The 25610-nt window shown below is 61.3% G+C and carries 24 protein-coding genes; 9 read left to right on the top strand and 15 right to left on the bottom strand.

Going from position 1 to position 25610, the window contains the following annotated elements; all coding sequences use genetic code 11:
* Positions 1 to 43: 43 nt before the first annotated feature.
* Positions 44 to 901, top strand: coding sequence for a lysophospholipid acyltransferase family protein (locus QZ653_RS01375; RefSeq protein ID WP_296417171.1), 858 nt, complete (start codon positions 44 to 46; stop codon positions 899 to 901).
* Here QZ653_RS01375 and QZ653_RS01370 read toward each other — a convergent pair.
* Positions 898 to 1728 (bottom strand): transglycosylase SLT domain-containing protein, encoded by an 831-nt coding sequence (locus tag QZ653_RS01370; RefSeq protein WP_296417170.1) that lies wholly within the window; start codon positions 1726 to 1728, stop codon positions 898 to 900. The two genes, QZ653_RS01375 and QZ653_RS01370, sit on opposite strands and share 4 nt — an antisense overlap.
* 179 nt (positions 1729 to 1907) lie before the next feature.
* Between QZ653_RS01370 and gatB the strand changes: the two genes are divergently transcribed.
* Entirely contained in the window at positions 1908 to 3419 is a 1512-nt protein-coding gene (gene gatB, locus QZ653_RS01365) for an Asp-tRNA(Asn)/Glu-tRNA(Gln) amidotransferase subunit GatB (protein ID WP_296417169.1), read from the top strand.
* A 218-nt stretch (positions 3420 to 3637) separates the two neighbouring features.
* The gene (locus QZ653_RS01360) at positions 3638 to 4105 is read left to right on the top strand and encodes a DUF4177 domain-containing protein (protein ID WP_296417168.1); all 468 of its coding nucleotides are present in this window, start codon (positions 3638 to 3640) and stop codon (positions 4103 to 4105) included.
* On the opposite strand, the gene QZ653_RS01355 is transcribed toward QZ653_RS01360, so the two are convergent.
* A complete protein-coding gene (locus QZ653_RS01355) occupies positions 4106 to 4360 on the bottom strand; it encodes a BolA family protein (protein ID WP_296417167.1) in 255 nt (84 codons plus the stop codon).
* Positions 4361 to 4435: 75 nt separating this feature from the next.
* On the opposite strand from QZ653_RS01355, the gene QZ653_RS01350 reads away from it, so the two are divergent.
* Positions 4436 to 5068: a J domain-containing protein gene (locus QZ653_RS01350; RefSeq protein WP_296417166.1), complete on the top strand. Its 633-nt coding sequence runs from the start codon at positions 4436 to 4438 to the stop codon at positions 5066 to 5068.
* Positions 5069 to 5071: 3 nt separating this feature from the next.
* Here the strand turns inward: QZ653_RS01350 and QZ653_RS01345 are convergent, their stop codons facing one another.
* From QZ653_RS01345 to QZ653_RS01325, 5 genes are all read right to left on the bottom strand, one after another.
* Entirely contained in the window at positions 5072 to 5605 is a 534-nt protein-coding gene (locus tag QZ653_RS01345; protein WP_296417165.1) for a hypothetical protein, read from the bottom strand.
* 187 nt (positions 5606 to 5792) lie between these two features.
* Positions 5793 to 6257 (bottom strand): peptide-methionine (R)-S-oxide reductase MsrB, encoded by a 465-nt coding sequence (gene msrB / locus QZ653_RS01340; protein WP_296417164.1) that lies wholly within the window; start codon positions 6255 to 6257, stop codon positions 5793 to 5795.
* Positions 6258 to 6410: 153 nt separating this feature from the next.
* Positions 6411 to 6971, bottom strand: coding sequence for a fasciclin domain-containing protein (locus QZ653_RS01335; protein WP_412765982.1), 561 nt, complete (start codon positions 6969 to 6971; stop codon positions 6411 to 6413).
* Positions 6972 to 7076: 105 nt separating this feature from the next.
* Positions 7077 to 7775 carry an anti-sigma factor domain-containing protein gene (locus QZ653_RS01330; RefSeq protein WP_296417163.1) on the bottom strand — a complete coding sequence of 233 codons (699 nt, stop codon included), beginning with the start codon at positions 7773 to 7775 and terminating at the stop codon, positions 7077 to 7079.
* Positions 7772 to 8314, bottom strand: a complete 543-nt coding sequence (locus QZ653_RS01325; protein ID WP_296417262.1) for a sigma-70 family RNA polymerase sigma factor — start codon at positions 8312 to 8314, stop codon at positions 7772 to 7774. The genes QZ653_RS01330 and QZ653_RS01325 overlap by 4 nt, the downstream gene beginning before the upstream one ends.
* Positions 8315 to 8473: 159 nt before the next feature.
* Between QZ653_RS01325 and cobS the strand changes: the two genes are divergently transcribed.
* The 4 genes from cobS to QZ653_RS01305 all read left to right on the top strand — a co-directional run bounded on the left by cobS (position 8474) and on the right by QZ653_RS01305 (position 13624).
* Complete coding sequence (gene cobS, locus QZ653_RS01320; RefSeq protein ID WP_296417162.1) at positions 8474 to 9463, top strand: cobaltochelatase subunit CobS; 990 nt, start codon at positions 8474 to 8476, stop codon at positions 9461 to 9463.
* 5 nt (positions 9464 to 9468) lie between these two features.
* Complete coding sequence (gene cobT / locus QZ653_RS01315) at positions 9469 to 11343, top strand: cobaltochelatase subunit CobT (protein ID WP_296417161.1); 1875 nt, start codon at positions 9469 to 9471, stop codon at positions 11341 to 11343.
* A 64-nt stretch (positions 11344 to 11407) separates the two neighbouring features.
* Positions 11408 to 13192: an aminopeptidase P family protein gene (locus QZ653_RS01310; protein ID WP_296417160.1), complete on the top strand. Its 1785-nt coding sequence runs from the start codon at positions 11408 to 11410 to the stop codon at positions 13190 to 13192.
* 90 nt (positions 13193 to 13282) lie between these two features.
* Entirely contained in the window at positions 13283 to 13624 is a 342-nt protein-coding gene (locus QZ653_RS01305) for a DUF427 domain-containing protein (RefSeq protein ID WP_296417159.1), read from the top strand.
* Between the two features lie 10 nt (positions 13625 to 13634).
* Here QZ653_RS01305 and QZ653_RS01300 read toward each other — a convergent pair whose 3' ends face one another.
* A complete protein-coding gene (locus QZ653_RS01300; protein ID WP_296417158.1) occupies positions 13635 to 15323 on the bottom strand; it encodes a chloride channel protein in 1689 nt (562 codons plus the stop codon).
* A 67-nt stretch (positions 15324 to 15390) separates the two neighbouring features.
* Here QZ653_RS01300 and QZ653_RS01295 point away from each other — a divergent pair, with 67 nt between their 5' ends.
* Positions 15391 to 16767 carry an FAD-binding oxidoreductase gene (locus QZ653_RS01295; protein ID WP_296417157.1) on the top strand — a complete coding sequence of 459 codons (1377 nt, stop codon included), beginning with the start codon at positions 15391 to 15393 and terminating at the stop codon, positions 16765 to 16767.
* An 88-nt stretch (positions 16768 to 16855) separates the two neighbouring features.
* Here QZ653_RS01295 and recN read toward each other — a convergent pair whose 3' ends face one another.
* The 7 genes from recN to QZ653_RS01260 form a co-directional block, all read right to left on the bottom strand.
* The gene (recN, locus tag QZ653_RS01290; protein ID WP_296417156.1) at positions 16856 to 18505 is read right to left on the bottom strand and encodes a DNA repair protein RecN; all 1650 of its coding nucleotides are present in this window, start codon (positions 18503 to 18505) and stop codon (positions 16856 to 16858) included.
* 35 nt (positions 18506 to 18540) lie between these two features.
* Positions 18541 to 19389 (bottom strand): outer membrane protein assembly factor BamD, encoded by an 849-nt coding sequence (locus QZ653_RS01285; RefSeq protein ID WP_412765983.1) that lies wholly within the window; start codon positions 19387 to 19389, stop codon positions 18541 to 18543.
* Between the two features lie 106 nt (positions 19390 to 19495).
* Positions 19496 to 20413, bottom strand: a complete 918-nt coding sequence (lpxC, locus tag QZ653_RS01280) for a UDP-3-O-acyl-N-acetylglucosamine deacetylase (RefSeq protein ID WP_296417154.1) — start codon at positions 20411 to 20413, stop codon at positions 19496 to 19498.
* A 209-nt stretch (positions 20414 to 20622) separates the two neighbouring features.
* Positions 20623 to 22215: a cell division protein FtsZ gene (gene ftsZ, locus QZ653_RS01275; protein WP_296417153.1), complete on the bottom strand. Its 1593-nt coding sequence runs from the start codon at positions 22213 to 22215 to the stop codon at positions 20623 to 20625.
* A 177-nt stretch (positions 22216 to 22392) separates the two neighbouring features.
* Complete coding sequence (gene ftsA / locus QZ653_RS01270; RefSeq protein WP_296417152.1) at positions 22393 to 23727, bottom strand: cell division protein FtsA; 1335 nt, start codon at positions 23725 to 23727, stop codon at positions 22393 to 22395.
* Positions 23728 to 23755: 28 nt separating this feature from the next.
* The gene (locus QZ653_RS01265; RefSeq protein ID WP_296417151.1) at positions 23756 to 24637 is read right to left on the bottom strand and encodes a cell division protein FtsQ/DivIB; all 882 of its coding nucleotides are present in this window, start codon (positions 24635 to 24637) and stop codon (positions 23756 to 23758) included.
* Positions 24625 to 25575 carry a D-alanine--D-alanine ligase gene (locus QZ653_RS01260; RefSeq protein WP_296417150.1) on the bottom strand — a complete coding sequence of 317 codons (951 nt, stop codon included), beginning with the start codon at positions 25573 to 25575 and terminating at the stop codon, positions 24625 to 24627. The genes QZ653_RS01265 and QZ653_RS01260 overlap by 13 nt, the downstream gene beginning before the upstream one ends.
* Positions 25576 to 25610 lie beyond the last annotated feature (35 nt).

Genomic DNA, 25610 nt, shown 5'->3' with positions numbered 1-25610 from the left:
TGTGTTGTCGATCTGTTACACGAATTTGGTGAAAGTCCGGATTATGAGAGATCGGATAGACCCCCTCATCGCAGAGCGCGCCCCGTGGTTATACCGCAAAGGGCTGACTGCCCGTTTGGCCCGACGCGCGCTGGACCGGACTTTGTCCTATGACCAAACAGTGCAGATCGCGACCGATTTGCGCGACACCTGCGGTGCCGGCGTGATGGGCGAAATGTTTTGCAAACTGGCCCGCCGGGTGCGCGTCCATGGATTGGACAATGTACCGCGTCAGGGCGGCGCCTTGGTGGTGGCAAACCATCCCACCGGCATTGCGGACGGCATCATCCTGCACGGTCTGCTGGCTGATATCCGCCCCGATCTGTTCTTTTTCGCCAACAAGGACATCCTGAGGGTCATGCCCCAGCTGTCCCCGATGATTGCACCTGTGGAATGGCGCACCGACCAACGCAGCCACGGCAAAACCCGTGAGACGATGGCGTTTTTGCGCGATGCCGTGAAGGACGACCGTCTGGGCGTCATTTTTCCATCCGGCCGGTTGGCACAGCGGCGCGGTCTGCGGCTTCATGAACGTCCGTGGATGGCGTCGGCGGCCATGCTTGCCCGCAAATACGACCTGCCCGTCATTCCCATCAATATCCGCGCCCGCAATTCGGCGCTGTTTTATCTGTTCGACATGATCCATCCCACCTTGCGTGACATCACCTTGTTTCACGAAACCCTGAACAAGGACCGTCAGCCGTTTGCCATCACCGTCGGAGAGGCGATTTCACCGTCTGCCCTGCCGAAGAATTCCGAAGACGGGATTGCACTGTTACGCCGTGCGACACTGGCCCTGGGTGAGGATGGCCGCCAAAGCGTGAGCCTTGTGACCACATCGCGCCAACTGGCGCGCGCCTAGCCGTCCGAGCGGGTTGAAACCGTGACCAACGGCGCAGGACGCGCCTGCGGGCGCGGGCTGGTCGCCATATTGAAATTGGGCCGGCAATAGTCCTGACGACGGGTCCATGCCGCCATTTCAGCAATCTTGTTGGGCCTTGTCATTGGTCCCCAGTCCGCAGCGACGCCGCGCCAACGGGTGTCACGGACAGCGATGGCATTGTCGCGCGGTACGGTCACATTCATGATGCGGATTGCGCAACTCAGGTTGTCTTCGGGGTCCTTCAGCGCCTCGCCCGTTGTCGCACGGCACCCGTAACGTCGGGCGGTGTCGGGATAGATTTGCAGCAGACCATACCACAGGTTCGGCCCGCCTACGGCGTTGGGTCGATAGGTGCTTTCGTGTTTGGCCAGCGCCGACATCATTCCGACCCAGAAGGCGCGGCGCATATGCGGCGGATTGTTCACATAGCCGGGACACCAGTTCGCGATGTCCCTTGGTTCGGTTTCTTCCAGCCGCGATCCGTGTGTGCGCAAGGCCGACAGGGCCGCGCGGGTCCAACTTGCGCTGTCGCCGCGGAAATCCCAGCGGGCGTCGGGAATATAATTTACTCGGGCCACCGGACGGACGCTGGGGTTTTCACTGATAACGACAGGATAGCGCACCATATGCACGGGACGGACAGGCGGCCTGATCGCGGCCAGCGCCGCACGGGCGGCATCGGCACGCAAATTGGCCGCGTCTTCGCGGGCAAAGGGACGTGTCTCCGTCTGTGGACCCTGTGCCAATGCAGCCGTGCCCAACGCGATGGTGAGAATCCCCCCCAGGATCGCTCTCATAGCAAACATGCCGCGATTGATGGCCTGCGTTTGGTCCCGATGCAAGAAAAACGAAGCCGTGAGGCGCTTTCCCGCCTGCAGCCATCAACATATTGGGGAGGCTGCGCCAGAACACGCAACACGCCGCCTTGAAGCCCGCCCCGCGCGCGGCTATTCACGCGTGAAACCCCACCGCAGCGGAGCCTGACATGCTGGACCTCACCTACGACACGCCGACGCCCAAAACCATCGCAGGTGCGACGGGAGACTGGGAACTTGTGATCGGTCTTGAGGTCCACGCCCAAGTGGCCACCAAGGCCAAGCTGTTTTCCGGTGCCTCCACCCAGTTTGGCGCGGAACCCAACAGCAACGTGGCCTTCGTGGACGCGGGCATGCCCGGCATGTTGCCGGTCATCAACGAAGAATGTGTGGCTTTTGCGGTGAAAACCGGTCTGGGGTTGAAGGCACAGATCAACCTGACGTCAGCTTTCGACCGCAAAAACTATTTCTACCCCGACCTGCCACAGGGCTATCAGATTTCGCAGCTTTACCATCCCATCGTGGGCACTGGTGAGGTGCTGGTTGAGCTGGGCGACGGCACAGCGCGCAATGTGCGCATCGAACGGATCCATCTGGAACAGGACGCCGGTAAATCCATTCACGACATGGACCCCGCAATGTCCTTTGTGGACCTGAACCGCACGGGCGTGGCGCTGATGGAAATTGTGTCCTTCCCCGACATTCGCGGCCCTGAAGAGGCCGCTGCCTATGTGGGCAAGCTGCGCCAGATCATGCGCTATCTGGGCACCTGTGATGGCAACATGCAAAACGGCAACCTGCGTGCGGATGTGAACGTGTCCGTCTGTCGCCCCGGTGATTACGAGAAATTCCAGGCCTCGGGCGATTTCGGGCATCTGGGCACGCGGTGCGAGATCAAGAACATGAACTCCATGCGGTTCATTCAGGCCGCCATTGACGTGGAGGCCCGCCGCCAGATCGCGATCATCGAAGATGGCGGTGCCGTGGTGCAGGAAACGCGCCTCTATGATCCGGACAAGAACGAAACGCGGTCCATGCGGTCCAAGGAAGAGGCCCATGATTACCGTTATTTCCCTGATCCCGACCTTCTCCCGCTTGAGATTGAACAGACGTGGGTTGACGACATCGCGGCCTCCCTGCCAGAGCTGCCCGATGACAAAAAGGCGCGGTTTATGAGCGATTTCGGGCTGAGCGACTATGACGCCTCCGTGCTGACGGCCGACGTGACCAACGCCGCCTATTTCGAGGCCGTGGCCGAAGGGGGCGATGGCAAACTGGCGGCAAACTGGGTCATCAACGAATTGTTCGGCCGCCTGAAAAAGGACGATCTGGGCATATCGGACAGCCCGATTTCCGCCCCCCGTCTGGCGCAGATTGTGGCGCTGATCAAATCCGACAAGATCAGCGGCAAGATCGCCAAAGACGTGTTCGAAATCGCCTATACATCGGACCGAGACCCCGAAGAGATCGTCAAGACCGAAGGGATGGAGCAGGTCACGGACACCGGCGCCATCGAGGCCGCTGTGGATGAGATCATCGCCGCCAACCCCGCGCAGGTGGAAAAGGCCAAGGCCAATCCAAAGCTGGCAGGGTGGTTCGTGGGTCAGGTGATGAAAGCGACGGGCGGCAAGGCGAACCCTGCGGCGGTCAACAAACTGGTGTCGTCCAAACTGGGTCTTTGATCCAAAGGACTGCTGCGCAGGCTTTCTTTATTGGTTTGGGGGGCGCTGCCCCCGCCGCGCAAAGCGCGGCCCCCCCGAGGTATTTAAGGAACCAGAGAAGATGTGGTGGACGCCATCGGTCTGCGCACCATCTCTTGTGGCATCAGGAATTACTGTTGTTTTTCTTGGCCTTGGCTTGCCTTCTTGATATGACCGGTTGGGAAAATGTGAGGATCGTCATGACGGGATATGAGTATAAAGTGGTACCGGCACCCACGCGCCCCTTGAAGGCGAAGGGTGTCAAAGGCACGTCCGCGCGCTTTGCCAATGCTCTGGAAACGGTGATGAATGACCTTGGAACCGATGGCTGGGAATATCAGCGCACGGATACATTGCCTGTTGAGGAACGTCAGGGACTGACGGGCAAGACCACGACCTTCCAGAACATGCTGGTGTTCCGGCGCAGATTGGCAATGGCCCCTGCTGCCGAGGTGACAGCCCTTATTGAAGACAGGTCCAAGGCAGACGACCTGAGCGCACCGCCGCAAGTTGCGGCAGCGCCGACTGACGACCCCGATGAAGACACCGCAAAGAGCGCCGATGCGCGCGTCGAGGCGACTTTGACGTCGCAGCCGACACCCGTGCCGTTTGCCAATGGCGCGACCCCGTCCCGCCGGACAGATGACGCTTTGCCTGCGGCTGAATAATTATTCGATCTTGAGCGACAGCGCGTGAATGCGCGTCATGATGTCTGGCCCCAAAGCGGCGTGAATGGCGCGGTGTTTGGCGATCCGCGATTGGCCGTCAAACGCATCTGACGCGATTTCGACGCGCCAGTGGCTTTCGCCCGTGCCGTCATCGCCCGCGTGGCCTGCGTGCAAATGGCTTTCGTTGATGACATTCAACATGGACGGCGCAAAGGCCGATTTCAGACTGTCTGTAATTTGTTCTTCCAAAGTCATTTATTTTGTCCCCTGCCCCTTCAATCCGCTGATCAATGGTTTAGTATCTCTTCTCCGGATAAGAAAGGTGACGTGATGCGCAAGGATGATCCTTTTGGCTTTGATATGTCGGTGTCTTCTTCGAAAAAGAAGAACCCGCGGGGCCGTCGTGGTATGTCCGGCGCGTCCGAGACATCAACCCGGGTCTGTGAAAAGCCGGGCTGTGAAGAGGCGGGCAAGTACCGCGCACCCAAGAACCCCGATGTGCTTGATGACTATTACTGGTTCTGCAAGGACCACGTGCGTGAATACAACCTTGGCTGGAATTTCTTTGAAAATACGACCGAGGCGGAACTGAACGCGCAGGCCAGCAAGGACCGCGTTTGGGAACGTGAGACCAAGCCTTTTGGGAAATCCGACGAACAGCGCGCCTGGGCGCGGTTGGGCGTGGATGACCCCCATCAGGTGCTGGGTGCCAATGCGACGCAGAATCCGGGCAAATCCACCACAGGATCGACCCGCCGTCTGCCCGCCACCGAACGCCGCGCGATCGAGATTCTTGAAGCCAAGGACCACTGGACCAAGCCCGAAATTCGCAAAGCCTACAAAAAGCTGATCAAGGTGCTGCATCCCGACATGAACGGCGGGGACCGGTCACAGGAAGAGCAGCTGTCCGAAGTTGTCTGGGCCTGGGACCAGATCAAATCCAGCCGCAGTTTCAAGGACTGAGGATCAGGTGAACCGCCCGCGCAGGCGGACGGTCAGGCTGTCAGGATGATCGGGCATCGTCATGCGTGCCGGGGTAAAGATGGAGTCCCGTTCCCGCTGATAAATGCCAAGCAGGATATGAATGCCTGTCAAATTGACTATCCAAAGCATCAACAGGACAGGCGTCCCCAGAAGAGTGACGCAAACGATGAAGGGGCCGAACATGGTCCCGTAAAGCGGCAGGCCCAACGTTCCGCCAATCAGCGCGCCGACAAACGTGACCCAGAGCCCGCCCGCGGCGGCGCGGAATGTGCCGTTCAACCCTGTCTGCCCCAGACGGTCACCGGACAGAAACAGCGCGATCACCCCACCCAATGCCGAGGCCGTGACAATCCACCATTGGTAGCCCGTCAACCGGTCAAACAATGCGGTCTGATCCAGATGCAGAACGGCCAGAAAACCCAGCGCGCCGCTGCTGAGCGCAACGAGCAAAAAGGCCAACGCGCGGGCGCGTGTGCCTTCGGATAATCTGATTTTCTTGCGCAAAAATGGACGCATCGGTCCTCCGGTTTCTTCAGGTGCTTATGAACGCGGTTTGAGGCACCGATGTGACCGCAGGATCCTATCGCCGAAATGGTCTGTTTCCCTGCGGAAAACAATACAGGGGGGCTAGGCGGGTAAGCCGTTTGAAAGGTTATATTTTTCCACGCACCCTTGTCGGCCTTCGCCTGACTTTGGAATCAATTCAGGCCGCGCGAAATACCAGCGACGCGCCATTCAGGCAGTGCCGTTTTCCCGTGGGCTGCGGTCCATCGTCAAAGATGTGACCCAGATGGCTGCCGCAACGGTCGCAGTGACATTCCGTGCGGGTCATAAAGAAACGTGTGTCAGTCCGTGTACCAATGGCATTCGGCAACACATCAAAAAACGACGGCCAGCCTGTGCGGCTGTCGTATTTATGATCGGAGCTGTAGAGCGCCTGATCACATCCCCGGCAATGATAAAGCCCGGCATCATAAACCTTGTCGAGCGGCGATGACCCTGCCCGTTCGGTGCCCTCTTCGCGCATGACGCGATACTGCAAGGGGGTCAGCATTGCGCGCCATTCGGCCTCGGACCTTGTGACTTCGAAAGACCCCTCAGCCCCATGGCTGCGTCCGGCTGTCAGCGCGGACATCACGGCGGCGATAGAAAATGCGCGGCGGTTCATAGGGGGCGTCCTTCTTTGATGTACTAATCTACATATAGGGTGCGCCGCGCAGGCTGGGACAGAAAATTGCGCGGCGCACGGTTTTGTGACCAAGGACACGTTTACGGTTACATGTCTGGGATACACACCTGTGATCCTTGGCCCGCCGCCAAATTATTGTTTTGGCAGCATCACACGGTCGATGACGTGAATGACGCCATTCGACTGATCGACATCGGCAATCGTGACAGTTGCCACGCGCCCGTTTTCGTCCGTCAGGGTGATTGCATCGCCGTCCATCTGTGCAGTCAGAACGCAGCCGCCAAGTGTTTCAACAGCTTGTGTGCCGCCGCTGTCGGCAATCATGCCGCCAATCGCATCCGAGAACACTTCCGCGCCGACAACATGGCAGGTCAAAACCTGCGTCAGCTGTGCCTTGGCGGATGGTTCCAGCAGGGCCGCGAGGCTTGCATCCGCGATCATGCCAAAGGCGTCATCGGTGGGGGCGAAGACGGTGAACGGTCCGGGACCGGACAGGGTTTCAACAAGGCCCGCGGCCTGAACGGCGGCAACCAAAGTCGTGTGGATCGGGGAATTTACCGCATTTTCAATGATGTTCTGCTCGGCCAGCATCTCTGCGCCGCCGACCATCGGGTTTTCGGCATGGGCGTCGGCCATGGCGAACCCTGCGGTCAGGGTCAGGACGGTCGCGGCTGTTGTAAGTTTAGTAAGCATAGTGGCTCCAGTGTCTTTCGACGTTGCGCTGCGTGATTGCGGCGCTTATGATGTAGCCACGAATTCCGCAGCGCCCGAGTTTCAGGTGCTGCGGAATTATTTCTCCTAAAGGGTCATGATTTCGCCGACAGCCAGCACAGCACCGGTGGGCGCACCAGTCGGCGACCCGCCCTGCGGTTCATCAGAAATGGCCAGAACCCCGCCAGTCAGCCGGTCGCGCAATCCTTCCGGGACCGTGATCTGGTCCAGCACCTGATCCTGTGCGAGAACCCCCAAAGACACTGGCGCATCCTCACCCGAAATCAGCCATAGTTCCAGCACCCGGCCCGGCGCACTGGCCCCGACGCGGCGTTCCACGAAAAGGCTGCCGTCATCGGTATAGGCGGCGGCCACGACAAGGGTGTTGTCCTCAGCGACCATCTGCGCGACCAAAGTGGGCGTTGGCTCTCCGGGTTGGGTAAAGACGCCAAGCTGCACCGTCGCGTACAACACGACGGCAGCCGCAGTGGCGCCCATAATCGCGGGGATAATCCCCAACTGGCGCAGAAATCCGCCGCGGGCTTCGCCAAAAGCCTCCCTACGGATGCGTTTGAACAGTCCGCGCGGCGGGGCCACGGGGGCCACGGCCTCCGTCAGGGCCGCAAGCCGGTCCTGCCAGGCGTTCACTTCGACCGCGAAGGCAGGATCGGTGCGGGCACGCGCGGCGGCGTCAGCATGGGTCTGACCGGTCAGAACGCCCAAGGCGTATTCTGCGGCCAGCACATCGTCACCGAATTCATCGGGGGTCAGGCTGTCATCGGTCATCGGCTCAAGCAGTCCTTCAGGCGCATCAGGCTGCGGCGCAGCCATGTTCTCATTGTATTCAGGGGCACGTCGAAACGGGCCGCAAGATCGGCGTAGGTGTCGCCATCCAGATAGGCCCCCTGCACGGCGGCCGATCTGTCCGGGTCAAGTTCGTCAAGGCACGCAAAGATTTGCGCACGCTCTGAGGCCGCGATGGCCAAAGCCTCGGGGCCTTTGGCGGGATCGGCCAGTTCGGGGGCGTCATCCAGCGTGGTGCTGGGACGGATCTGACGCAGCTTGTCGATGGACCGATTGCGCGCAATCGTCGCCAACCAACTGATCGGGCTTGCTTTTCCGGCGGAGTAGGTCTGCGCACCCCCCTGCCACAATCGCAAATATACGTCCTGTAAAACCTCTTCTGCTGCTGCGCGGTCTTTCAAGACACGCAACATGATCCCAAAGAGTTTCGCAGACGTCGCAGAATAAAGCGCCTCGAACGCTTTTCTGTCGCCCATGCCGACCCGAAGGATCATATGTTCGATATCGTCCGGTGTGGTCATCGTGATCCGCGCCCCCTGAAGTCCCGCGCCGACAATGACAGATCGTCCCGCTATGGCAAGCAATGTCGCAGCCGCCCTTCCCCTTGCAGCGCGGCGCGATATGTTGCATCCCGAACCGCAAACGACGACGCAATTTTTCTTGAAAGTGAAGGCACGGATATGGCCGACGGAACCCTGGACCCGATGATGAAACCCACCGAAGACGTGTCAGTGCGTGACGTGTTCGGCATCGACACGGATATGACCGTCAAAGGGTTCGCAGCGGGCATGAGCGACCGCGTCCCCGAAATTGACCCGACCTACAAGTTCGATCCCGACACGACTTTGGCCATTCTGGCGGGCTTCGGCTACAACCGCCGCGTCATGGTGCAGGGCTATCACGGCACCGGCAAATCCACCCACATCGAACAGGTCGCGGCCCGTTTGAACTGGCCCTGCGTGCGCGTGAACCTTGACAGCCACATCAGCCGGATCGACCTGATCGGTAAAGACGCCATCAAATTGCGCGACGGCGTGCAGGTCACGGAATTTCACGAAGGCATCCTGCCGTGGGCGCTGCGCAACCCTGTCGCCATCGTGTTTGACGAATACGACGCAGGCCGCGCCGACGTGATGTTCGTGATCCAGCGTGTGCTGGAAACGGACGGCAAGCTGACGTTGATGGACCAGAACGAAATCATCACACCCAACCCCAATTTCCGCCTGTTCGCCACGGCCAACACCGTGGGCCTTGGTGACACAACGGGCCTTTATCACGGCACCCAGCAGATCAACCAGGCCCAGATGGACCGTTGGTCGCTGGTCGCCACGTTGAACTACCTCAGCCACGACGCGGAAACCGCGATAGTCCTGTCCAAGGCCCCCCAATTCAACACCGAGGCCGGACGCAAGACAGTCAGCCAGATGGTCACCGTCGCGGATCTGACGCGGACGGCGTTCATGAACGGCGACCTCAGCACTGTCATGTCCCCCCGCTCCGTCATCGCATGGGCCGAAAACGCGCGGATCTTCCAAGACGTGGGTTATGCTTTCCGCCTGTCGTTCCTCAACAAATGCGACGAGCTTGAGCGCCAGACGGTTGCCGAATTCTACCAGCGCTGCTTTGACGAGGAACTGCCGGAGAGTGCGGCGAGCACATCCTTGGGCTGACCTGGATGAACAAACCCTCCGACAACCCTGCTGATCCGTTCAAGAAGGCGCTGGCCGAGGCGACAAAGGTCATGGCCGACGATCCGGAACTGGCCGTCAGCTTTACTGTGGACCCGCCCGGGGCCACGCGCGAAACCGTGCGTCTGCCTCAGGTCAGCCGCCGGATGACGCGTGAGGAAGTGTTGATCGCGCGCGGGACGGCGGATGCCTATGCGCTGCGCCACAAGTATCACGATCCATCTGTCGCCGCGAAATACATGCCGCAGGGCCAGATGGCTCAGGACCTTTATGCCGCCATGGAAAACGCGCGGGTTGAGGCCGTGGGCGCGCGCCATATGCCGGGCACGGCTGGCAATATCGACGCCAAGATCGGCAATGAGGCGATCCGCAAGGGCTATGACCAGATCCGCGAGGCGTCCGAGGCGCCGCTGGCCACCGCCGCAGGCTATCTGATCCGTCATCTGGCGACAGGCCGCGATATGCCGCGCGGAGCGGAAAACGTCATGGACCTGTGGCGTGGATTCATCGAGGACAACTGCGGCGGCACGCTGGAAGGGTTGCAGGACACGCTGGAAGATCAGGCGGCCTTCGCCAAATTCGCGCGCCAGATCATTCAGGACATGGGCTACGGCGACCAGTTGGGCGATGACCCCGATGATATGGGCGACGACGAAGAGGATGCCAACACCGGCGAGGAGGAGGAGCAGGAACCCGAATCCACCGGTCAGGATGACGGTGACGAGGACGAAACCGAAGGCACGCCGGAACAATCCCAGGAAGAACAGCAGGACAGCGCCGAAGCTCAGGTTTCGATGGATGACAGCGCGGAATCGGAGATGGCCGAAGAGGCCGAGATGCCCGAGGGCGAGGCCCCGATGGAGCCCCCCGCCCCCCAGCCCGTGTCCGACGCCGACCCCAATTATGTGGTCTATTCCACCGACCACGACGAAGAAATCGGGGCCGAGGATTTGGCCGAACCGGCGGAACTGGAACGCCTGCGCGCCTATCTGGACCAACAGCTTGAACCGCTGAAAGGTGCTGTGTCGCGGCTGGCAAACAAGCTGCAACGTCGCCTTCAGGCGCAACAGAACCGCAGCTGGTCTTTCGACCAGGAAGAAGGGATTCTGGACGCGGGTCGTCTGGCGCGGGTTGTGGCCAACCCCACGACGCCCTTGTCGTTCAAGGTCGAACAGGACACCGAATTCCGCGACACCTGTGTGACGCTTTTGCTGGACAATTCCGGGTCCATGCGCGGGCGGCCCATTTCCATTGCGGCCATTTGTGCGGATGTGTTGGCGCGGACGCTGGAGCGGTGTCAGGTGAAGGTCGAAATCCTCGGGTTTACGACGAAAGCATGGAAAGGCGGGCTGAGCCGTGAAGGTTGGTTGGCCGAGGGCCGCCCGCAGCAACCGGGCCGCCTCAATGACCTGCGTCATATCGTCTACAAGGGGGCCGACGCGCCGTGGCGGCGCAGCCGCGACAACCTTGGCCTGATGATGAAGGAAGGTCTGCTGAAGGAAAACATCGACGGGGAGGCGCTGGAATGGGCGCACCGCCGGATGATGGCCCGGCCCGAGGCCCGCAAGGTCCTGATGGTCATTTCCGACGGCGCACCGGTGGATGACAGCACGCTGTCTGTAAACCCCGCCAATTATCTGGAAAAACACCTGCGTGATGTGATCGCCATGGTCGAAAAACGGCGCGCGGTGGAACTGATCGCCATCGGGATCGGCCATGATGTGACGCGGTATTACGACCGTGCGGTGACGATTACGGATGTGGAACAGCTGGCCGGTGCCATGACCGAACAACTGGCGAGCCTGTTTGACAGCGACCCGCGCAAACGGGCGCGTGTGTTGGGAATGCGCAACGCCGGATAAGTCGCGCGCGTGGCCCAGCCGTCGGATTTGAGTATTTTTGGCAAAACGAAACAAGGGCGAGCGCATGTTTCAGACGTTTGAAGTGACTTCCTCACCGCAGACCGGTCCGGTTCGGCTGGCCGCACTGCGCAGGCTTATGGCCGATCGCGGGGTCGACGGTTTCATTGTGCCCCGCGCGGACCGGTTTCAGGGCGAATACGTGGCGCCGGCCGATGATCGTTTGGCGTGGCTCACGGGCTTCACTGGATCGGCCGGTTTTGCCTGTGTTGTGAAGGGCATAGCTGGCGTGTTCATCGACGGTCGCTACCGTGTTCAGGTGCGCGATCAGGTGGCGGATGTGTTCACGCCCGTCCATTGGCCCGAAACCCAGCTGCACGACTGGGTCCGCGCCCAAGAGGGCGTCAAGCGGCTGGCATACGATCCATGGCTGCACACGGTCGGGCAAGTCGAAGCCCTTGAAAAAGGACTGGCCGGGTCAGGCATTACTTTGGTGCCCACGGACAATCTGGTTGATGTGATCTGGGACGACCGCCCTGCCCCGCCCCGTGCGCCGTTCACGGCCTATCCTGATGATCTGGCGGGAGAACGGTCGACCGACAAGCGCGCGCGACTAGCTGAGGGTTTGCGCGATGCGGGCCACCGTGCGGCCTTCATCGCGTCGCCAGACAGCGTTGCCTGGCTGCTTAATATTCGCGGTACGGACATTCCGCGCAATCCGGTGCCCCATGCCATGGCGATCTTGCATGATGACGCGCGGGTTGAGGTGTTTTGCCAGCCGGAACAGGCCGCTGGCCTGTCTCTTGACGACGGCGTGGCCGTGCTACCCGAAGGCGCTGTTCTGGCCGCTTTGACTGATCTGGACCACCCTTTGCGGCTGGATCCCGACCGCACACCCTACGCCATCGCACAATCCCTGCAGGACGATCACTGGGTCAAGGGGCAGGATCCCTGTGTCTTGCCCAAAGCCCGCAAAACCGACGCCGAAATTTCAGGCGCGCGGGACGCGCATCTGCGCGACGGCGCGGCCATGGTGCGGTTCCTTGCATGGCTGTCCGAAGAGGCCCCAAAGGGCGGGTTGACGGAGATTGACGTGGTCACGGCCCTTGAAGGATTTCGACGCGATACCAACGCCTTGCGCGATATCTCGTTCGAGACCATCTGCGGCGCAGGCCCCCATGGGGCCATTGTGCATTACCGCGTGTCCGAAGATACCAACCGCCCCGTGTCGGTGGGCGAGCTGCTGCTGGTGGACAGCGGCGGGCAGTATATGGACGGAACCACCGACATCACCCGCACCCTTGCTGTGGGTCAGGTCGGTGCGCTGGAAAAGACCTGCTACACCCGCGTGTTGCAAGGCATGATCGCCATCAGCCGTGCGCGGTTTCCCAAGGGCGTGCGCGGCAGTGATCTGGACGCGCTGGCGCGCTATCCGCTGTGGCTGGCAGGACAGGACTACGATCATGGGACAGGCCACGGCGTCGGGGCCTATTTGTCTGTCCACGAAGGGCCGCAGGGCCTGTCGCGCCGGTCGATGACGCCGCTTGATCCCGGTATGATCCTGTCCAATGAACCGGGGTACTACCGTGAGGGTGCCTTTGGCATCCGTATCGAAAACCTGATCGTTGTGCAGGAGGCCGCCCCCCTTGAGGGCGGCGATGATCGCGCGATGCTGGATTTTGAAACGCTCACCTATGTGCCGCTGGACCGGCATCTGATTGACGTGACGTTGCTGTCATCCGACGAACACGCTTGGATTGATCGCTATCATTCTGATACACTGCAAAAAATCGGCCCACGTGTAGATGGGGCGGCGCTTGATTGGCTCACTGCCGCTTGCGCCCCCTTGTAACCTAGACGTTACACAACACAACTACGCGCAGGCCGAGACATCCGGGATCGAAGGATCGAGGATCAACCGCTTTTTTGGGGAGGACATCGCATGGGCGATTACATCAAGATCAGACCAGCACAGGGCACATGGTCTGTGCGCGCGGCAGGCGCCGTATTGGCCGAGACGGAAAACGCGCTGGAACTGGCCGAAGGCGACTACCCCGAGGTGATCTATTTCCCCCGTGATGACGTCTCTATGGCGTTTTTCGAAACATCCGACACGGTGTCGACCTGCCCGCACAAAGGCGTCGCAACCCACTATGATTTTGTCGCCAAAAGCGGGACGTTCAAAGACGCCGCATGGTCCTACGAGGACCCGAAAGACGACGTGGCGCAGATCAAAGGCCACCTTGCGTTTTACACCAACAAGGTCGCGGTTGAGCAGCTTTAGGGTCAGGACCCTAGGAATGTTCTTCCGCAGCCGTCGCCGCCAAGGCGCGGTTGAAGGCACGCAAGGCATCCACCTGAAACAGGGCGCCGCGTAACTCCGGCGGGCCATCGCCCTGCGCTGGGGCCACGACGGGGATGAAGCTTGATCCTGTCGCCTCGATGATCGGCATGGCTTGGTCGAGGGTCTTGTCCTCGAACACGTAAGTCCCCTCTTTGATCAGGTCCGCGCACGTCTCGGCATCGGCAGCACGGGGGTGATCCATGCTGCGCATGACCGATGACACCTGAAAGGTGCCCAGCAGATAGGCCTGTGGCCCCGCCGCCAAATGCACGCCGCGTCGTTCCAGCTGCGTGAGGAAAAAGCTCCGATCAACCAGACGGGATGCCAAGGCGGACGACAGGGACACTGACACCATGACCGCGATGCCGGTCTGCCAGTCTCCGGTCAGTTCAAACACGATCAGCGTGGTCGAAATCGGCGCACCCAGCACCGCCGCCGACACCGCGCCCATGCCTGCCAGCGCATAAAGCGTGCCTTCACCGGACACGTCAGGGAAGATGGCGGTGGCCACGATACCAAATGCCAGCCCTGTCAACGCGCCCACCATCAGCGATGGCGAAAATACGCCCCCGCCCATGCGGCCCGCCATGGTGATGCCCACGGCGAAGATCTTGATGATGACGAAGACCACAGCCTCATGAAACAGCAGCCGCCCTGTCAGCGCGTCAGAGGTTGTTTCATAGCCGACACCGATGATGTGTGGATAAAAGATCGCGATGACGCCCAGCAAAAGCCCCGCAAGCGCGGGCCGCAGATAGCGCGGCAGACCCGTGCGCTGTTGCAGGGCGGTGCCCGTGTCCTCCATCCAGAAAATCACCCGCATCAGGATGACGGCAATCAGACCGCACAAGAGGCCAAGGATCAGGAACGCAGGCAATTCCACGTAGAAGGCGAGGATGTTTTGGTTCGGCAACATGAACTCCGTCACATCGCCATAGACCAGCCGGTTGATGACCGTCCCCGCGACAGAGGCGATGACGATGGGCGCAAAGGCATGCACGGCAAAGTGGCGCAACACGACCTCAAGCGCGAAAAGCGCGCCTGCGATGGGGGCGTTAAAGCTTGCCGACACCGCCGCCGCCACCGCACAGCCCAGCAGATCGCGCCCGGTGATACCGTCCGCACGGATCAACTTACTGATATAGCTGGACAAAATAGCAGCCAGATGGACGACCGGCCCCTCGCGGCCTGTCGATCCGCCCGTGGACAGGGTGATAAAGGACGCAGCCCCCGACGCCAGCCCCCGGCGGCGTTCAACGCGCCCTTCGTACAGCGCCGCCCCTTCGATCACATCGGCCACAGACCGCACGCGTCCGTCTTCGGTAAAGCGGTTCATCAACAGGCCTACGGCAAGACCGCCCAGCACAGGGATCGTCACAATCCACCACCAATCCAGATTGGCAATGGTCGTGTGCAGATTGGCCACGTCATCGGTGCCGTAAAGCCGCGTTTGCAGCGTCTCGATCCCGAAACGAAAGGCAATGGCCAGAAGGCTCGCCCCGATGCCCACCAGCAAGGCAATGAACCAGAACTGGACCTGGCTCGGCCCACGGGTGCGGATCACACCCCAGGCGTCGCGACACGCGCACAGGGCGTCATCCACCCCCTGTCCGATCACCGACTTTTGCGGCTTGCTCATCGCAGCCCCTTTGCTTTTCCTTGGCGCACGGCTGGTCTAGACTTTCGGCGATTGGAATGGGGGATTTATGTCCATCGAAACCGCGCTCCATGCGCTCCGTTCTTTGTTAGGCGATCGGCTGTCGCTGTCCAAGTCCGATCTGGATGCGCACGGCCAGTCGGAAACGCACTTTGCCGTGACCCCGCCCGATGCGGTCGCCTATCCGCAGAACACCGGCGAGGTGTCGCAGATCGTGGCAATCTGTGCCGACCACGCCTGCCCCGTGATCGGATACGGCGCGGGAACATCGCTAGAGGGGCACACATCGGCCATTCAAGGCGGCGTCACCGTTGATTTCCGCAACATGGCCGAGGTGGTCGAGGTCCGCGCAGAGGACATGACCGTCCGCGTCCAGCCCGGCATCACACGTGAGGCGCTGAACGACGCCCTGCGCGCCACCGGCCTGTTTTTTCCGGTTGATCCCGGTGCCAACGCATCGCTGGGCGGCATGGCCGCGACCCGTGCCAGCGGGACAACCGCCGTGCGCTACGGGACCATGCGCGACAACGTGCTGGCGTTGGAGGTCGTGTTGGCCGATGGCAGGATCATCCGCACCGGATCAGGCGCGCGCAAATCCAGCGCGGGCTATGATCTGACCGCCCTGATGGTCGGGTCCGAGGGCACATTGGGCCTGATCACAGAATTGACCCTGCGCCTGCAGGGACAGCCCGAAGCCGTCGCCGCCGCCACCTGCGCCTTCGGCACAATCGACGACGCCATTGCCGCTGTGACGGCCACCATCGCCATGGGCATCCCCATGGCGCGGATCGAATTTCTCGACACGGCCAGCGTGGTCGCCGTCAACGCCCATTCCGGCGCGACCTTTCCAGAAACGCCCCATCTGATGGTCGAATTTCACGGATCGGACACGGGCGTGGCCGAACACGTCGCGCGGTTTGGTGAAATTGCGGCTGAATTCGGAGGGTCCGATTTCGATTGGGCCACCCGCCCCGAAGACCGCACGCGGCTTTGGCGGATGCGGCACCACGCCTATTGGGCCATTCTGGGGTGGCGCAAGGGCGCAAAGGCCATCGTCACGGACGTTTGCGTGCCGATCAGTGCCATGGCGCAGGCGATTGCGGAAACCCAAGCGGACATCGACGCCTCGCCCATTCCGGCCCCAATTCTAGGCCATGTGGGGGACGGGAATTTTCATGCGATCCTGTTAATCGACCCCGACAGCGCCGAGGAACGCGCGGCGGCCAAGGACCTGTCCAACCGGATGGCCGACCGTGCGCTGGCCTTGGGCGGAACCGTGACCGGCGAACACGGTGTGGGCATGGGCAAACTGGATTTTATGGGCGCTGAACACGGGACCGGATGGGACGTCATGGCTTTGATCAAACGCGCCATGGATCCGCAGAACATCCTGAACCCCGGCAAGGTCGTGCGCATCAACGGCTAGGCCAATTCGGCTTGTCTATTTCGAACATTTTTGGCGTCGATGGGACCGAAGATAGGGCGATTCCTGCCGGATTTTCAATCTGACGCGGTCACGCGACCAGAAGGGATTTCGCCGCCGCGCGGGCCTCATCCGTGATCCGATCACCTGAGATCATACGGGCAATTTCATCCACGCGGTCGCCCTCGGACAGGCCGACCACCGTCGACAGCGTCGCGTCCTTTGTCTGACGCTTTTCGACACGCCAGTGATGATCCCCAAGGGCCGCCACTTGCGGGCTATGGGTCACGACCAGCACCTGTCCCTGCCCCGCCAACTGTGACAACCGCCGCCCCACGGCGTCGGCCGTGGCCCCGCCAACGCCGCGATCAATCTCATCGAAGATCAAGGTCAGACCCGAGTCCGTCCCCGTCAGGCACACCTTCAACGCCAGCAAAAACCGGCTGAGTTCACCGCCAGAGGCGATCTTGCCGATGGGCCCCGCAGGGGCACCGGGGTTGGTGGCGACGGTAAAGGCCACCTCGTCCACGCCGTCGGGGCCTGCCTCTGCGGGACCGACATTGGTGACAAAGACCGCGCGTTCCATTTTCAGCGGGGCGAGTTCTTTGGCCATGGCGGTATCCAACGCCTTGGCGGCCTTTGTGCGCGCTGCCGTCAGATCATCCGCCGCCGTGTCGTAATGCGCCTGCGCCGCCGTGACGGCAGCCGTTAAATCGGCCAGATCGGACGCGCCTTGGTCCAAGGCCGTCAGCCGTGCGCGCAAATCATCGGCAAAGGTGCCCAATTCATCCGGCAGAACATCATGCTTGCGGGCCAGACCGCGAATGGCAAACAGCCGTTCTTCGATCTGTTCCAGTTCGTGGGGGTTAAAGGCCAGCGCGTCCATACAGGCCTCAACACCCGATTGCGCCTCGCTCAATTCGGTCATCGCGCGATCAAGGGCGGCCAAGGCCCCCTCCAATGTGCCGTCCGCCTGCCCTGCCGCATCTGACAGCCAACGCGCCGCGTCACCCAACATACCTTCGGCCCCTTGCAGGCCAAGCGCCTGATATGCCTTGGAAATGTCTTCGCCGATCTTCTCGGCGGCCTGCATCCGGCGGCGTTGTTGATCAAGGGTCGCGTCTTCGCCAGCCTCGGGCGACAGCTTGTCCAGCTCCGCCACCGCATGGCGCAAAAACTCCTCTTCCGCTTGCAATTCGGCCACCCGCGCCTCAGCCGCCACAAGTGCCTTGCGCGCATCGCTAAGCGCGCGCCACGCGGTGCGGACCTTGGCGATCTTGGCCGTCAGCCCACCGAAATCATCCAGCAACATCCGGTGCCCACGGGGGTTGAGAAGTCCGCGATCATCGTGCTGGCCGTGCAATTCGACGAGAGTTTCAGACACACGCCGCAGGATGTCGCCACTCACGCGCCGGTCATTGATCCACGCGGTCTTGCGACCGTCGCGGGTGTTGATGCGGCGCAGGATCAGCGCGTCGTCATAGGTAAAACCGGCCTCCCGCAACACGTCCCATGCGGGATGGGTGTCGGGCAAATCGAACTCTGCCGTGACTTCCCCCTGTTCGGCCCCTTGGCGCACCAGTTCGGCACGGCCCCGCCAGCCCAGAACAAAACCAAGTGAATCCAGCAAGATGGACTTGCCCGCACCGGTTTCACCCGTCAGCACATTCAGGCCGGGCTGGAACGCAAGCTCCAACCGGTCAATGATCAGCATGTCGCGGATATCAAGATGGCGCAGCATGTCGCACAGGGCGGGGGGTTACCCCGCCTCCCCCATCAGAGCCATTCGCCACGCACCATCTGGCGATAAATCGCAGCCAGCCAGTTGTCGCCCAGAACTTGCGGTTCAAGCCCCTGACCGGTCAACAAGGCAAAGCTGTCTTCATACCATTCGGTGGACTGGTAGTTGAACCCAAGGATGGCACCGGCGGTCTGCGCCTCTTCGACCAGACCCAGTGACAGGTAGGATTCCACCAAACGGTGCAGCGCCTCCGGCGTGTGGGATGTGGTCTGGAAATCCTCGACCACCGTGCGGAACCGGTTCACGGCAGCGGCAAAGTGATCGCGTTTCAGGTAGAACCGACCGATCTCCATCTCTTTGGCGGCAAGGTGGTCAAACGCCAGATCGAACTTCAGGACAGACGACTGCGCATATTCGCTGTCGGGATAGCGTTCGATCACAACGCGCAGCGCTTGCAACGCCTGGAATGTCAGCCCCTGATCGCGGCCCACTTCGTCAATCTGGTCGTAATAGGACAGCGCCAGCAAATACTGGGCATAGGCCGCATCTTCATCGACAGGGTAAAAGTCGATGTAACGCTGGGCCGAAGCCCGTGAATTGGGATAATCCTGATCACGGTGATAGGCAAACGCCTGCATGATCAGCGCGCGTTTGGCCCATTCCGAATAGGGATAAAGCCGCTCGATTTCACCGAAATAAAAGGCCGCGTCATCGGCGTCCCCTTGGGCCAGTTCATATTCCCCGCGCTCGAAAATTTCTTGCGCGGTGTAGCCGTCAAGCGCGCCTTCGGCACGGCTGTCGAACCCGCCACACCCCGCCAGCAGGCCAAGAGCCAAGGTGCCTGCAATCAGGCCAAATCGAAGTGATGTACTGCTGCGGCCCATCATGAAAAGGCGCCCCCGCGTCAATGTCTGATCCGAAGATAGCCTTCGGTTACGACGGGTCTAGCACAGAAAAATGAGAGGAAAAATGCCTTTTGCGCGATCACGCTTATGCAACCGCAGGAAGGTCGGACCAGCGGATTCCAACACCGGGCAACCGCGCTGCGGTCGCCGCATCCGCCACGGCCCAGCCCCATGCGTCAGGATCGTCAAACAGGGCACGCAACAGGGCATTCGTCACGGCGTGACCGGCTTTCTGTCCCGTATACCGGCCAAGGATCGGCGCGCCGGCCGTGTACAAATCACCCAATGCGTCCAACATCTTATGGCGCACAGCCTCATCGCGGTGGCGCAAGCCACCAGGGCTGAGGACATCTGCACCATCCACAACGACCGCATTTTCCAGCGTCCCGCCCAACGCCAGACCCTGGGCGCGCATGGCATCTACATCCGACGACCGGCAGAACGTGCGGCTGTCGCACAATTCACGCACGAATGCGCCGTTCGACATGTTCAATGTCTTCGTCTGGTGGCCTATGGCGCGGTCTGCGAAATCAATCTCGAATGCGATGTGCAACGTGTCCGCTGGTGCCAGCGTGGCCGTCGCCCCGCCGACCGTCACGGTGACCGGTTTCAGAACCTCGATCACGCGCAGCGGGGCCGACATGGACCGCAGCCCTGCCCGCATGAAGCCTTCGACAAACTCTGCCGCAGACCCGTCAAGGATCGGCACTTCCGGCCCGCTGACTTCGATCAGTGCGTTGTGAATGCCACAGCCCGCCAACGCCGCCATGATATGTTCAATCGTCGACACTTTGGTGCCGGCGGCATTTTCAATCCGGGTGTTGAGGGGGGACACAATGACGTTGGACCACAGCGCCGGAACGTCCGCATTTTCCGACACATCGGTCCGGCGAAAGACAATCCCGTGATCCGCAGGGGCCGGTCGCACCACAGCAGACGCGAAAGCGCCCGTATGCAGGCCCTTTCCTTCGAATGCGACAGTGGTGTCCAGCGTGGTTTGCACGAACGTCTCCTTTTGGTTGATAAAGACCTAAGGATGGCGGGCACCGGCCTCAACACACAGTTTGCAACGGTCTGAAACACAACTGTCACAATCCGGCACAAAGCCGCCAAAATATTCGCTGCAGCGCGGCAAGTCGCTGTATTTACAATAAAAAAGGCCGCCCTTCGGCGGCCTTTCCCAATAAATTGTGACCTTACGTCACTGTCGGATCAGTTTGCCTGACGGCGCAGGAATGCCGGAATTTCAATCCGTTCCTGATCTTCGTCGGCCTCGGGCTGAGTCGTCGGATCCTCGCGCAGCGACGCAACCGGCGGCTGGGGCCGCTCCTTTGCCTGACCTTCGCCCTGCTGGCCGGTCATCCGGCTGATCAGGCTGTTCAAACCGCCCATGCGGGGCTTTGCCGCATCTTCGGATTCCGCAGGTGCGGCAGTTGGGGCCGCAGGTGCGGACCGTGCTGCTGCAGTGCGCAAACGATCAAGCGTTTCTTGGCTTGGCGTGCCAACGGCAGGGCGCTGCGGGGCCACGAAGCCGTCAACCGGCGCGTCGATCGCAGGCTCCGGACGGGGCTGGTAGGCTGCCGGTGGCAGGTCCGCTTCGGCGGCTGCTGCGGCGGCGGGCGCGTCAAACGTCGGCGCGGCGACAGGGGCCGCGTCGAACAGGGACGGCTCTGGTGCGGCCTCGGCTGCGACCTGCGGTGCAGGCGCTTCAACTTCGGCGGCGGGCGCAGGGGCTTCGACCACAGCGGCAGGCGCTTCTTCTTTCACTTCAGCCGTCACCTGCTGGGTCAAAGGGGCGGCCATGGGGCGGCGTGGCACGGGGATGTCATGGGGCTTGGCGACAGCATCAATGCCGGTGGCCACAACGCTGACGCGCATCTTGCCTTCCATGTCGGTGTCCAGCGTGGACCCCACGATGATGTTCGCCTCTGGATCGACTTTTTCGCGGATCTTGTTGGCCGCTTCGTCCAGTTCGAACAAGGTCAGATCGTAGCCGCCGGTGATGTTGATCAACACGCCACGCGCGCCTTCCAGCGAAATTTCGTCCAGCAGCGGGTTGGCGATGGCCTTTTCGGCAGCCTGAACGGCGCGATCGGGGCCGTCGGCCTCACCCGTGCCCATCATGGCTTTGCCCATTTCGTCCATCACAGCGCGCACGTCCGCAAAGTCGAGGTTGATGAGACCCGGACGGACCATCAGATCGGTCACGCCTTTGACACCTTGGTAGAGCACATCATCGGCGAGGCTGAACGCCTCGGTGAAGGTGGTGTTTTCGTTGGCGAGGCGGAACAGGTTCTGGTTGGGAATGATAATCAGCGTATCGACGACCTTTTGCAGCGCCTCGACGCCGTCTTCGGCCTGCTTCATGCGCTTGCCGCCTTCGAACTGGAACGGCTTGGTCACAACGCCCACGGTCAGGACACCCAATTCACGGGCGGCCTGCGCGATGATCGGCGCGGCCCCTGTGCCGGTGCCCCCGCCCATACCGGCGGTGATGAAACACATATGCGCACCTGCCAGATGATCGACGATCTGTTCGATTGATTCTTCGGCGGCAGCGGCGCCCACGGTGGCCCGTGCGCCTGCGCCCAGACCTTCGGTGACTTTCACGCCCATCTGGATTTTCGCATCCGACCGGGACTGTTGCAGTGCCTGCGCGTCGGTGTTTGCAACAACAAATTCAACGCCTTCCAGCTGCTGTTCGATCATGTTGTTGACCGCGTTGCCGCCAGCGCCCCCCACACCGAACACGGTGATGCGGGGCTTCAATTCTTCCTGACCGGGCATGGAAAGGTTCAATGTCATGTGTCTGTCCGCCTGTTTTGTTTGGCCCGTCCCACCGGGCGTATTTGCCTGAATCTTCCCAAAACCCTAACGGTCTTGGCCGGAATGGTCACGGAAAAAACGCAAAAACACCGCAAAATGTGGGGCGTCGCCCGTGATTTTTCGCCGTATTTGGGGTTTTAGGCGAAATCTTGCGTATCACCAGTTCTCTTTGAACCAGCGGACCGCACGTTTGAAGGACCGCGCAGGGTATTTTTCCGCCGGAATGTCGAAATCCCACCATTCGTCTTGCGGGTGCGCCGCAAAGAGAGACAGGCCAACAGCCGCCGAAAACGCCGACCCCGTGGCCGCCTGCGGCAAGCCCTGCACGCGCAAGGGCCGCCCGATGCGCACCTGCTGGCCGAGGATTTTGGAGGCCAGACCATCCAGCCCCGGAATTTGGCTGCCGCCCCCGGTCAGCACGATTTGCTGGCTGGGCAGATGTTCAAAGCCTGCGGCATCCAGACGGACGCGGACCTCCTCCAGAATTTCTTCAACACGGGGCTTCATAATCCCGATGAGTTCGGCGCGGCTGACCGTGCGGCGGTCATGTTCCCAATCGCCGGTGTCGCTGCCGACCTCAATCATTTCGCGGTCGTCCATGCCGGTGGCAAGGACCCCGCCGTAGAATGTCTTGATCCGTTCGGCCATGGCGGGGGCCACTTGCAGGCCCATGGAAATGTCGGAGGTCACGTGATCGCCGCCCATGCGCACTGCGTCGGAATAGATCATGTGTTTGCGCATAAAGATCGAAATACCGGTGGACCCGCCGCCCATATCAACGCAGGCCGCCCCAAGTTCCTGTTCGTCTTCCACCAGCGACGAAATCCCCGCCGCATAGGCCGAGGATGCAACGCCCGCCAATTCCAGATCGCACCGTTTGATGCAGTAGAGCAGGTTTTCGATGACGCTGTCTTCGATGGTCATCATGTGCATATCGGTCGTCAGGGTCTGCCCGATCTGCCCGCGCGGATCGGCGAGGCCGCTGCGATGATCGAGGGCAAAGTTAATCGGCTGGGCGTGCAACACCTCGCGCCCTGCCCCGATGTCAGGCACATCGCATTCGGCCAGCACACGACCAATGTCGCCTTCCGTCACAACCGTGCCCTGCACATCGACCTGTCCGTCCAGCCCGTAGGACCGGGGACGCCCGCCGCTAAGGCAGGCAATCACATGATCCACGCGCACATTGGCCATTTTCTGGGCCGCTTGCACAGCAGTCCTGATGGCGCGTTCGGTTTCGGCCATGGCGTCAATCTCACCAAACCTTACCCCGCGCGACCGCGTCGTCGCAGCGCCGATCACCCGAAACGATGATTGCCCCGCCATGGACCCTACACCGTCACTGTCGCCAAAATGTTCAGGCCCATCAAAGCGCAACACCAGACAGGCAATTTTTGACGACCCCACGTCCAGAATGGCCACAACACCACGTTGCATGGCCGCCTGACGCATGGCCCGTTGGGCGCGTTGGGATTGGTAAAGGTCTCTCATAATCTACACACCTGCCTGAATGGTCTTTTTATTGTTCCGCCGACGCACTTGTCTGCCGCAAATTCGTCAACGCCTGTTCGTTCATTCTGATCGTAGGCCGCGCCGGATGCCGCATATCGACGACGGCCACATCCCGGTCGAGCAAATCTTGCGCCTGCGTCATGGCCACCACCCGTTCAAAGGCGATCACAGGATCGGCCGTGGGCAACAAAATGCGCTGTCCGCTGTCAAGGATCACATCCCAACGACGTTCCCCCATCCGAACAACGCCGCGCATGCGCGGGGCCAAGGGGCCCGCCACGCGGTAAATCTCAAGCCCCTCGGTCAAAGCATCACGGGCGCCGTCCCCCGTGATCAATGGCAAATCCGCACGGTCGGCGCGTGCCACAATAGACCGGATCAACACGCCGTCACCGTCGATCAGCTTAAGCCCTTCGGCCGCGCGGAACACCGCCACCGGTTGGCGCTGCGTCACATTCACCTGCAAAATCCCGCCGGGCCGCACCCGCAACGATGCCTCAGCCACCGCAGGAAGCGCCGCCACCGTCTGGCGCATCTCTTCAAGGTTCAGATCAAAGCTGGAGACCGGAAATTCCACCGGCAACACCGTGCGCACATTTGCCGCAAGGCCCTCGTCCGCCCCGTCGACGGCCATAACCTTGACCAGAAATTCCTCACGCTGCTGGATCTGGGTTTTCATATCCGCATAGGCATCGGCAATCATCTGGCGGTTGGCATCACGGGCCGTCCATCCGGCAACTATGCCGCCGATCAACAAGGCAGGCACGCCCACCCGCAGCATCCGCCGGAACCCCGGTGTCAGCATCAGCCGCTGATAGCGGTAGCCCCAACGGCTGGGTGCCGGATCGCGGCGCGGCAGGTCTTTGCGGTCAGCCTTCATCGGTCGCATGACGCGTCCTCCACCATCCAAGCCATCAAATCCGGGAACGACATGCCGCAATGGGCCGCCTGTTCAGGGGCCAGCGACGTGGGCGTCATCCCCGGCTGGGTGTTCGTTTCCAGAAGGATCAGGCCCTCAAGGCCGCGCGCTTCATCCCAGCGGAAATCTGTGCGGCTCATCCCGCGACACCCCAAAGCATTGTGCGCGCGCACGGCGTATTCCATGCAAGCGTCAAAAATCGGCTGGGGGATATCGGCAGGGATCACATGACGCGACCCGCCGGTTTCATATTTGGCGGCGTAATCATACCAGCCGTCGGTGATGATATCCGTGACCGTCAGCGCACGCCCGTCCATCACTGCGGTCGTGAGTTCCCGCCCCGGCGCATAGGTTTCGACCATCAACGTCTCGGGCAGATCAGGCGCGAGGGTCGGCGTGCCATTGGCCCGTTCGGTCACGATATAAACGCCCACGCTGGACCCTTCGTTGAAGGGTTTGACCACGTAAGGTGGTTCCATCATATGCGTGCTTTCGATCTGGTCCTTGGTCGCCAGAACGCTGTCCACAAAGGGCAGCCCTGCGGCGCGGTAGACGTCTTTGGTCTTTTGTTTGTCCATCGCGATGGCCGAGGCCATGACGCCCGAATGGGTATAGGGCAGCCGCATCCATTCCAGCACGCCCTGCACCACGCCGTCTTCGCACCAGCGCCCGTGCAATCCGTTGAACACCACATCCGGCTTTGCCGCCTTCAGCTGTTCGGGCAAATCCGCGCCCGCATCAATTTCCACGACGTCAAAACCGGCGGTCCGCAAGGCGGCCGCACATTCGCGCCCTGAACTGAGGGATACCTCACGTTCAGCCGACGGGCCGCCCAAAAGGACAGCGACTGTTTTGGGTGTCCTGCTCGACACTGTCCGCCTCTTTCGTGGCCCTTTTGGACGGGCCATCATTTGTCTTTGCCGTGGCCCCTGCCTGTGGGGCT

The organism is Pseudooctadecabacter sp. (genome assembly GCF_020627745.1).
GTDB lineage: Bacteria > Pseudomonadota > Alphaproteobacteria > Rhodobacterales > Rhodobacteraceae > Octadecabacter.
This window is presented reverse-complemented; position numbering and strand designations above follow the sequence as displayed.